Genomic DNA, 1,025 nt, shown 5'->3' on the forward strand with positions numbered 1-1,025 from the left:
CGGCGCAGCGACGCGGCCACGGCGGACGCGTCCAGTCCGGCCGGTTCCGCCACCCGGGCGGCCAGCTCGGCGAGTGGTTTGCGGCCCGGGGTCAGCACGATCCGGGGCCAGTCCCGGGAACCGGCGACCGGAAGTGCCCCGTCGCCCACGGCCGGGATCAGCCCCGCCCGCAGCACGGAGGACTTGCCCGCCCCGGAGGCCCCGACCACGGTGAGGGCGGGGCCCCCGTCGAGCTGCTCGCCCAGCCGTGCCACCAGCTCCGCGACGAGGTCCTCCCGGCCGTGGAACCAGTCGGCGTCCTCGGCCCGGAAACTCGCCAGCCCCGGATACGGGCAGGGGACCTCGGCCCCGTGCCCGGTGTCGGCCTCGGTGTCGCCCCCGACCCGGTGGTCCCGGTCGGCGGCGTCGGGCCGGAGCCACTGCCGGGTCCGGGCGACGGCCACCAGGAACCGGTGGGTCAGGTCGCTCTGTCGCCGGTGCCTGCCGCGTGTGGCGAGCAGGTCGCGTTGCACCTCGGACAACGTGTGCGTCGACTCGGCCAGCGTCTGCCGGACGTCGGTGAGGATGCCCTTCATCTCGTCGAACTCACCGCCGAGCACGGCGAGCGCCCCGATGATCTCCTGGTGCAGCTCGCGCGCGTGCTCGGAGGACGACGACAGGGCCTCGCCGATCCCGTTCACCGACCGCAGCAGTTCGGCGATCTCCGCGCGCAGTACGGCGGAGTCCGCGGTGTCGGCGGCCTCCAGCCGCGCGTGTACCGCGTCGGCCACCGCGTCGCGCCACTGTTCCGCCGAGGGGTCGGTGCCGGATTCGCGCAGCCTCCCGGCGGTGTTCGACAGGACATCGGCCAGGTGGTTGGTGCCCATCCCGCCGAGCTGGTCGAGCACGGCGGCGAACTCACCGGTCGCGCCCAGGGACGGCCCTGCGACGGGGGCCACGGCGGCGGCGGTGAGCAGGGCGTAGATCCCGTAGGGCGAGGCGCCGCGCAGGCCACGGCCGGTGCGGCGGCCCGCGGAGGCCACCCA

1 protein-coding gene is annotated in these 1,025 nt (G+C 75.8%); it reads right to left on the reverse strand.

Translation table 11 applies throughout. The features are described 5' to 3' along the window. On the reverse strand, nt 1-1,025 hold a 1,025-nt coding region (locus SACPADRAFT_RS33385), incomplete at both ends, for an nSTAND1 domain-containing NTPase (RefSeq protein WP_007027745.1).

Source organism: Saccharomonospora iraqiensis subsp. paurometabolica YIM 90007 (assembly GCF_000231035.2).
Classification (GTDB): Bacteria; Actinomycetota; Actinomycetes; order Mycobacteriales; family Pseudonocardiaceae; genus Saccharomonospora; species Saccharomonospora paurometabolica.